Raw genomic sequence first — 9499 nt, 5'->3', positions numbered from 1 at the left:
AGGCTCGCGCGAAGGGCGGGGAGGCTCGCGCGAAGGGCGGGGAGGCTCGCGCGAAGGGCGGGGTGGGGTCAGCGCTTGCGGCGCCGGCTCGCGAGGGCGAGCGCGCCCATCACGAGGACCGCGAAGGAGCCGCTCGTCTCCGTCGAGGCGCTCGACGTGCTGCAACTGGCGCCGCCGCCCAAACCGCCGCCGCTGCCGCCGGCTCCACCGACGCCGCCTGAGCCGCCGCTGCCGCCGCTGCCGCCGCCGCCGCCTGCGCCGCCGCTGCCGCCGCTGCCGCCGCCGCTGCCGCCGCTGCCGCCGCCGCTGCCGCCGCTGCCGCCTGCGCCGCCGTTTCCGCCGCTGCCGCCGGCTCCACCGACGCCGCCAGCGCCTGCGCTGCCGCCTTCTCCGCCCGCCCCACCGGCGCCACCTTCTCCGCCGGCCCCACCGACGCCGCTGCCCGGCGTCACGCAGACGCCCGCTTCGCATGCGCCCGATTCGCAGTCCTCGTTCACGTCGCACGCCTCGCCCAGCGCCTGCGGGACACGCAGGAGCCGCGCCTGCACCCGGCTCGCCGAGAAGGGCGATTCCCCGACGAACCGCGCATAACTGACGAGCGTCTTGCCATGGCCCCGCGAGACGAGCGAGGGCGGGCCCTCCCCCGTGGGCTCGGACGAGACCGGGAACGTCTCGAGAATCGTCCCGTCCGTCCCCACCCGCGCCCCGAGGAGATCCACGGGGTTCTCGGCCGACGCGCCCGACGGCGACGACCGCCAGACGACCACGAAGCTCTTGCCGTCGTGAACCGCGGCAGGGCAGGGGCCGTAATAATCGGTCACGTAGAAGGACGCGCAGGGCCGGTCGTATTGCAGGGTCGGCACCGCGGCGAGCACGAAGCCGCCGGGATCCAGCACCGTACCATTCGCGTCCACGCGCGCCGCGCGCAGGGTGGAGCCGGAGGTGCCCTGGGGGGCCGGTTCGGGCCAGACCAGGAGGTGCATCGTGTCGTTCGACGCCATCGCCGGCCGCCCGACGAAGCTGTTCGGGTCCGAGACCTGCAGGAAGCCCGGATCGAGGACGTTGCCCATCGCGTCGAGCCGCGACGCGACGAGGCCGTTGTTGTTCAGCTTGTCGCGGAAAGCGAGGAGGTAGCCGGCGCCGCCGTACGAGAGCGATTGCCGCATGCCAAACCAGCTATCGAGCACCTCGACGGCCATCACGGGCGGCGCGGCGAGCGTCCCCGCGGAGGTGACGCGGGCGATCTGGACGCCATCGAAATGGTCGTTCACGAGGAGCGTCTCCGCGCCGTTCGAAGCGAGCGCGATGGGCTCGTGGCTGAACGACTCCATCTCGATGTGGAGGGGTACGGGGTCGAGCACCGTGCCCGCGGGGCTCACCCGCACGATATACGGGTCCCAGGACGGATCGCCGTCCCACGGCAAGCTGCTGGTCCCCCACGCGGCGACCACGTGGTTCGTCCCGTCGAAGACGACTTGCGGGGAGAAGTCCCAGCGCCCCCCGGTCCGGATCGGGATCCCGCTGGGGTCGAGGAGGGCGCCGGCGGGGCTCACGCGCGCGCCCCAGATGTCGAGGAAGGCCTTCTGCGCATCGTAGCTGCGGTGATCGGCCCAGATCACGAGGAAGTTCGTCCCGTCGAAGGAGACGGAAGGGGCGAACTGCGCATTGGCGCTCTTCGAGAGCAGGATCCCCGGCGTGTCGAGCGCGGCGCCGCCCGGAGCGAGGCGCGTGCCGGCGAGGAACATGTCCTGCGCGGCCTCGTCCGTGGTGCTGTCGTCCGCATACACCGCGAGCGAAGGCGCGGGGGCCACGGTGATCGCGTGCCCCATGCTGGCCGCGGCGAGCATGACCGGCGTCGCGTCGAGCACCGTGGCCTGCGAATCGAGGCGCACGCGATAACTCCCCTGGCCGTCCTCGTGCACGCCCTGCGTGAAGAGCACCACCACGTCCTGCCCGTCGGAGCCCACGACGACGTCCTGGAAATACGTATTCGGATCGGCCGTCTGCGTGAGGGCGACGCCCGCCGGATCGAGCACCGTGCCATTCGGGTCCACGCGCGCCGCGACCACCGATCCGCCGTCGCCGGGGCTGCGCGCCCAGGCCACCGTGTAGGCCCCGTTGACGAAAGCGATCGCCGCGCTGTCGTCGCGGTCATTCCCCACGAGCTCCGGGCTCACATGGAAGGGCGTGGCGTCGAGCTGGTTGCCCTGCGCATCGATGCGCACGCCGAAGATCCGGGCGTCGTGCCAGACGATGAGCGAGCCCTGGCCATTCGAAGCGATGGCGGGCTCGTGCCCGCCCGCCGAGTAATTCACCACCTCGGTGGCGGTGAGCACGCCGTTCGGGTCGAGCAGCACGCCCGCCGGGGTCAAGCGCGCGCGGTAGACGTCGGTGAAGGCGCTGCTCGACGTGTTGCGCGCGTCGTCCCAGACGAGCACGTAGTTCGTCCCGTCGAAGGCGACGTCGGGGTTCGACTCCGCTTTGAGTCCCGCGCTGATCGTGATCTCGCCCCCGTCCACCTGGCCGGCGCCGGTCACGCGCGTGGCGTAGATGTTCTTCGTGGATTCGTACGTGACCAGGAAGTCCGTGCCGTCGGAGGCCACGGCCGGGTTGAGGCCCCGCGCGACGTGGATGCCGTACGTGTCGAGCACCGTGCCGTCCGCCTGCACGCGCGTGGCATAGATGTTGTCGACGTACGAGCGACGATCGCGCCAGGCCACGAGGTATTGCCCGCTGCCATAGGCGATCGCCGGGTCGTCTTGCAGGTTGGCCGGCTGGACGACGAGCGGCGCATCCATCCCCACCTCGGGCGAGATGATCGGGTCGAGCACCGCGGGGTACGCCGAGCCCTCGATGACGCCCGCCGGTACCGCCAGCTCGATCGCGCCGTCCGCGACACGCGTGGGAACGTCGGTCTTCACGCCCTTCGCGTCGATCCAGGTGGCCTTGCCAAACTTCAAGCCGAGGTTCTCCGCCGGATCCACGAAATGGTGACCCGAGGTGGTCTCGCCGGAGGGCGCCATACCCGAGACCTCGATCCGGACGACGAGATCGCCCGCGCCGGCCGGCCGCTCGGCGAAGGAGTACGAGAGCTCGACGCCGTCCTCCGCGTTGCGCAGGTGCTCCTCCACCGCGCCGCGGGTAATCGCGAGGTGGCCGTCCGCGGCGACACGCGGGCTCGGAGCGCCGTCGAAGCGCGCCCCGCCGCGCGCGACGTCGACCGTGCGGAAGCGGGCCGCGGCCGCCGTGCTGTGATCGTCGGGTCGGGGTGCGACGTCGAACGCGCCCGCGTGATAGGTAACGTCGTAGGCGCGGCCGCCGCCGACGAAGTGATCGTCGGAGGCCCGATAGGCGAGGCGCACGGAGCGCACGACCGCGTCGAGGTCGACGGGGGCGGAGGCGCGCGCGGGCGCGGGCGTCGGCGCGGACGCGGGCGCGCCGGAGCTACAAGCCGGGAGCGCGCCGAGGAGGCCCCCGAGCGCGAGGGCGCCGAGAACACGGGCGATGCCGGACCTCATGTCGCCGGTCTTTCGTGTCGAAAATGCGGCAAGACGTGATTGCATGCGTTCCTCCGAGGTGCCTCGTCCACACGGCGAGGCGGATAGAGCGAGCACGCAGCATCGCCGCACATCGTGGGAGAACAAACGGTTTCCCGCGCCGCGCACGAAACCGACAGGCCGCCGATGACGGCGGGCGCGGCGGCGGAGGTGGATGCGTGTACGGAGGGGGGAGGCGCGCGCGGAAGCGCGGTGGAGAGGCTCGTTCAGACCTTCTTGAGCTGCACGCCGAGCTCGTCGAGCTGCTCGGGCGCGACGCCGGTGGGGGCGTCGGTCATCAGGTCCGTGCCCTTCTGCGTCTTCGGGAAGGCGATGACGTCGCGCAGGCTGCCTGCATTGCACAGGAGCATCGCCAGGCGGTCGAGGCCAAATGCGATGCCGCCGTGCGGGGGCGGGCCGTACTTGAACGCGTCGAGGAGGAAGCCGAACTTCGCGCGGAAGTCGTCCTCGGAGAGGCCGAGGGCGGCGAAGACCTTGGCTTGCACCTCGCGCTGGTGGATACGGATCGAGCCGCCGGCGATCTCGTTGCCATTGAGCACGAGGTCGTAGGCGCGGGCCTCCACGCGGCCGTTCTCCGCGCCGAGGTGCTGCACGTGCTCCGGCTTCGGCGAGGTGAACGGGTGATGGGCGGCGACCCATTGCCCGCTCTCGTTTTGCTCGAACATCGGGAAATCGGTGACCCAGAGGAAACGCCACTGGCCTTCGGGGATGAGGCCGAGCTTGTGCCCGAGGTGCAGGCGCAGGCCGCCGAGAACCGCGTTCACGAGCTTGAACGAGCCGAACTGGAAGAACAAAAGGTCCCCGGGGCCGGCGCCGAGCGCGGCGTTCACTGCGGCCCGCGCTTCGGGGGTCACCGTCTTGCTGAGCGGCGACTGCGTCCAGTCGCCGTTTTCGCCGACGCGGGCGCGCGCCAGGCCTCGCGCGCCGAAGCCCTTCACGAACTCCTCGAGCTTGTCGGCCTCCGTGCGTGAGAGCGAGGCTGCCTCCTTCGCGGGGATCCGGAGCGCTTTGATGATTCCCTTCTGCTCGAGCGCGGTCTTGAAGAGCGGCACGCCGCCGCCGTCGAGCGGGCGGAGGACGTCGGTCAGGTCGGCGAGCTCCAGGCCGAAGCGCAGGTCGGGCTTGTCGGAGCCGTATTTGAGCATCGCCTCGTGGTAGCTCATCCGCTGGAACGAGCGCGGCAGGTCGACGTCTTGCACGTCCTTCCAGATGCGGCGGATGAGGCCCTCCATCGTCGTGAAAATGTCTTCCTCCGTGATGAAGGACATCTCCACGTCGACCTGGGTGAATTCGGGCTGGCGGTCGAGCCTCAGGTCCTCGTCGCGGAAGCAGCGGACGATCTGGAAGTATCGCTCGAAGCCGGCGACCATGAAGAGCTGCTTGAAGATCTGCGGCGACTCGGCGAGCGCATAGAAGTTGCCGGGGTTGAGCCGCGAGGGGACGAGGAAGTTGCGCGCGCCGCCGGGGGTGTACTTCACCATGAAAGGCGTCTCGAGCTCGGTGAACCCTTCGCCGTGGAAATAATCACGCGCGGCGCGGTAGAGCTTCGAGCGTACCAGGAAGTTTCGCTGGAGCGCGGGCCTGCGCAGGTCGAGGTAGCGGTGCTTCAGCCGGATCTCTTCGCGCGTGTCGATCTCGTCCTCGATGAGGAAGGGCGGGGTCTCCGAGCGCGAGAAGATGTGGAGCTCCTCGGCATTGACCTCGACCTCGCCGGTCGCGAGTTTTGGATTGGGCTGACCGCCCGACGAGACACGCGTCACGACCTTGCCGGCGATGCCGATGCAGTACTCCGAGCGCAGCTCGCTCGCGAGCTCGTGCGCCTCCTTGCCGATCTCCGGGCCGAAGACCACCTGCGTCAGGCCCTCGCGGTCCCGGAGGTCGATGAAGACCCGGCCGCCGTGGTCCCGGCGGTGCGCCACCCAGCCCATGAGCACGACGCTCTTGCCGACGTCGCTCGTGCGCAGCGCGTTGCAGGAGTGCGTGCGCTTCTTGTCCACCAAAAATTCCGACATGGCGGCGCAGCATAGTCGCTCACGCCGCCAACTCAACGGGGCAGGGAGCCCGCCTGGTCACTTTTTCGTGGCCCGCCCCACCCGGCCAGGGGAGGCCTCGCGCGGGCAAAGCAGCCCGGTCGAGCCGTAAGGCTTCGCTCTACACGGGCGGCTTTGGTAGGATGGACGCTCGTCCAGAGTGTAGCTTTTTCCCTTCACGATACGGGGTGACGAATGTTGGCAGCGAAGCGATGGTGGTTTGCTCTTCCGGTGTCGCTGGCGGCGGCGTGCGGCGCGGACGAAAGTGGTCCGCAATCGGGGGACGTGTCCCTTCCGGCGCAGGCGAAGGCGCCCCCAGCGGAGGAAGTGGTGGATCACGCGGGGCTGCGCGCCGCGTACGTGGCGGCGGTGCAAAAGGATGCCTCGCCCGCGTATCACCTCTCGCGCGGCGCGAAGGGCACGATTTCAGCCCGGAACCCGGCGCAGGGCCTCTCGGCGGAGCTCTCCCCGGCGGGCGTGCGGGTCGCGGCCGACGCGCGGGCCGATCGGCCGTTCGAGCTCTCGCTCGAGGCCGTGGGCTGCGACGGGGACCTCGAGCCGGCCGCCGCGGCGTCGCCCGAGGCGAGCGGCAATCGCGCCGAGTATCGGCGCGGGGACGTCGTGGAGTGGTATTTGAATGGCCCGCTCGGCCTGGAGCAGGGCTTCGATCTCGCGAAGCGGCCCGCGTGCCGCGAGCAGGGCGGCGGCAGCGTCACGCTCTCGATGCGCGCCGAGGGGCTCGCCCCCGAGCTCACGGCCGAGGCCGACGCCGCGCTCCTGCGCGACGAGGCGGGGGAGGTGATCCTCCGGTACACCGATCTCCACGTCACGGACGCGAAGGGCCGCGTGCTCCCGGCGTTCCTCTCGGCGGGCGAGGGGCGGATCGCCATTCACGTCGACGATACGGGCGCGATTTATCCGATCGTCGTCGACCCCATCGTATGGTCCGAGTCGCAGAAGCTCCTGGCGGGCGACGCGCAGGCGGACGCCTCGCTGGGATATGCGGTGGCGATCGACGCGGACACGGCCGTCATCGGCGCGCCGGACGACGACGCGAAGGGCACGGACTCCGGGGCGGCCTACGTGTTCCTCCGGAACGCCGCGACGAACACGTGGACGCAGTCGCAGAAGCTCGTCTCGGGCGACGCGACGCTGACGGCCGGCGACCGGTTCGGCCGCGCGGTGACCGTCGCCGGCAACGTCATCGCCGTCGGCGCGCCCCTCGACAACGCGAGCCGCGGCGTGGTCTTCGTCTTCCAGCGGTCGGCGTTCGGCTCGAATTTCACGCAGCTCCAGAAGATCACCGCGAACGACGCGGCGTCGGGGGATCGCTTCGGCTCGTCGGTGGCGCTCTCGGGCACGACGCTCGTGGTCGGCTCGCCCTTCGACGACAACACGGTCGGCGGAGTCAACGCGGTCGATACCGGATCGGCCTACGTGTACCTCAAGGGCGCGAGCACCTTCGTGCTGCAGGGATCGAAGCTCACGGCGGGCGCGGCGGCCGCGGCGCAGGACGAGTTCGGCACGGCCGTCGCGATCTCGGGTGATACCATCGTCGTCGGCGCCTACGGGGACGACGACAATGGCTCGGTGTCGGGCTCGGCGTTCGTGTTCTTCCGGACGGGCACGACCTGGTCGCAACAAGCGAAGCTCGCCCCGCCGGATGGCAAGGCGAACGACTGGTTCGGCTACGCGGTCGCGGTCTCGGGCGACACGGCCCTCATCGCCGCGCCGCTCGCGCTCGCCTCGCAAGGCAAGGTGTATGCGTACACGCGGAACGCGGGCGTCTGGGCGCAGCAGGCGCAGTTCGTGGCGATGGACGGCGACGGCGGTGATCAGTTCGGGCATTCCGTCTCGCTCGTGGTCGACACGGCGGTCATCGGCGCGCGTTACGACGAGCCGTCGTCGGCGGGCTCGGCCTACGTGTTCCTCCGGAACGCGGGCGTGTGGGCCCAGGAGAAGAAGATCACGGGCGCGGATCTCGCGATCGGAGATCAATTCGGCCATTCGGTCGGCGTGAGCGGCTCGTGGGTGATCGTCGGCGCCGAGGCGCACGACAGCGCCGCGTCGAACGCAGGCGCCGCCTACCTGTTCACGCCGCAAAACAAGCTCGACAACGGGCAGGCGTGCCAGGTCGGCAAGGACTGCGCGAGCGGCTTCTGCGCCGACGGGGTCTGCTGCAATACGGCGTGCGGCGGCGCGGCGAGCGATTGCCAGGCCTGCGACCTCGCAGGCGCGGTGGGCACTTGCACGCCGTCCGCGGCGGGCACGCAGTGTCGCGCGTCGGGTGGCGCCTGCGACGTGGCCGAGGCGTGTGACGGGACGAGCACGGCCTGCCCAGCCGACACGAAGGTCGCGGCGGGGACGCAGTGCCGCGCCTCGGCAGGCGGCTGCGATCCGGCGGAGGCGTGCGACGGCGCGAGCAACACTTGCCCGGCCGACATGGTCGCCGCGGCGAACACGGTGTGCCGCGCAGCCGTGGGCGCCTGCGACGTGGACGAGATCTGCGACGGCTTCACGCCGCTCTGCCCAGGAGACAACCTCGTCCCCGCAGGCACGCAGTGCCGCGCCCCGGCAGGCGCCTGCGACGCCGCCGAGAGCTGCGACGGCGCGAGCGGCGTGTGCCCAGCCGACACGAAGGTCGCGGCAGGGACCGAGTGCCGCGGCATGGCAGGCGCGTGTGACGCGGCGGAGGCGTGTGACGGCGCGTCGAACGATTGCCCGGCCGACGTCCTGGCGAGCACCGGGACCGTGTGCCGCATGGCGATCGGCGCCTGCGACGTGGCCGAGAGCTGCGACGGCTCGACCATGGAGTGCCCGGCCGACGCGCTGGCCGCGGCGGGCACGGTGTGCCGCGACAAGGCGGGCGACTGCGACGTGGCCGAGAGCTGCGACGGCGCGACGAACGATTGCCCCGAGGACGGCGCGGCGCCCGACGGCACGAGTTGCCCCGAGGGCACCTGTCAGGCAGGCGCATGCGAGGGTGAAGGCGGCATGGGCGGCGGCGGCGGCGGCGGCGCAGGTGGTGCCGGCGGCGACGGTGGTCGAGGCGGCGCGGGTGGTTCGGCTGGCGCGGGCGGCTCGCTCCCGACGGCAGACGAGGGCGGCTGCGATTGCCGCGCCGCAGGGACCAGCCGCGGCAACGCGGGATCGGCGAGCGTCCTCGGGCTCGCGCTCGGGCTCGCGGCGTTCGTGCGGCGGCTGCGGTCGCGGCGCTGACGGAAGGAAGCGTTGCGCCGGGGCGCTGCCCCAGGCCCCGGCAGGGGGGTTGTCCACCCCCCTGCACCCCCGGACCAGGCACGGCCTGGACCGATGGTGGATGAACTGCGCGATGCGCAGTTCATCCAGCGAGCCGGTGGCAAGACCGGTGACGACCTCCCCCCTCGAGACGGATGCTCAGCCGAGCGCCGGCGTCGGCCTGCGTGAGGCCCTTCGCCCGGAGAGCTCGACGACGCGGCCGACGAGCTCCGCGTCGGATAGGCTCTTCGACGCGTATCCGTGGGCTCCCACGCTGATCGCGAGGTCCGCGAGCTCCATGTCCGACCTGTCGCCGACGAGCATGATGCGGGTTTGCCCGAGCCCGTAAGCGTCGCGGATCATCTTCACGAGCAGGCCGCCGTCGAGGCGCGGCATGTCCACGTCGACGAGCACGATGTCGCAGCCCGTCTCGCGGACCGCGTGCAGGCTGCCGAACGGGCCTTCGTGAAAGCGCGCGCGCATGCCCGCTTTTTCCAGGCAACGCACGGCTCGCTGGCCGAAGGTCGGGTCGTCGTCGATGATCAGAACGCGGGCCATGCGAAGACCGATCGCAAGAAACGGACCAGCCTCGGGAAACGGTGGAAATGCCCGAAAGGAAAGCGCTTCTTCGCGGCTCCTGGGGGACACGTCTTGCAGGGCTAAAACGGCGAGCGT

The 9499-nt window shown here is 71.0% G+C and carries 4 protein-coding genes; 1 reads left to right on the top strand and 3 read right to left on the bottom strand.

Going from position 1 to position 9499, the window contains the following annotated elements; genetic code table 11:
* Positions 1-68 precede the first annotated feature (68 nt).
* Together GF068_RS44160 and aspS are read right to left on the bottom strand one after the other, a co-directional pair.
* Positions 69-3563: a hypothetical protein gene (locus GF068_RS44160; protein WP_206079402.1), complete on the bottom strand. Its 3495-nt coding sequence runs from the start codon at positions 3561-3563 to the stop codon at positions 69-71.
* Between the two features lie 200 nt (positions 3564-3763).
* Entirely contained in the window at positions 3764-5569 is a 1806-nt protein-coding gene (gene aspS, locus GF068_RS06130; RefSeq protein WP_153818287.1) for an aspartate--tRNA ligase, read from the bottom strand.
* A 213-nt stretch (positions 5570-5782) separates the two neighbouring features.
* Between aspS and GF068_RS06125 the strand changes: the two genes are divergently transcribed.
* Complete coding sequence (locus tag GF068_RS06125; RefSeq protein WP_153818286.1) at positions 5783-8806, top strand: hypothetical protein; 3024 nt, start codon at positions 5783-5785, stop codon at positions 8804-8806.
* A gap of 177 nt (positions 8807-8983) precedes the next feature.
* On the opposite strand, the gene GF068_RS06120 is transcribed toward GF068_RS06125, so the two are convergent.
* Entirely contained in the window at positions 8984-9382 is a 399-nt protein-coding gene (locus tag GF068_RS06120; RefSeq protein WP_153818285.1) for a response regulator, read from the bottom strand.
* Positions 9383-9499: the final 117 nt, after the last annotated feature.

The sequence above is a fragment of the Polyangium spumosum genome (assembly GCF_009649845.1).
GTDB classification, from domain to species: domain Bacteria; phylum Myxococcota_A; class Polyangia; order Polyangiales; family Polyangiaceae; genus Polyangium; species Polyangium spumosum.
The sequence above is the reverse complement of the archived record's forward strand: the minus strand, read 5'-3'. Positions and strand labels throughout refer to the sequence as shown.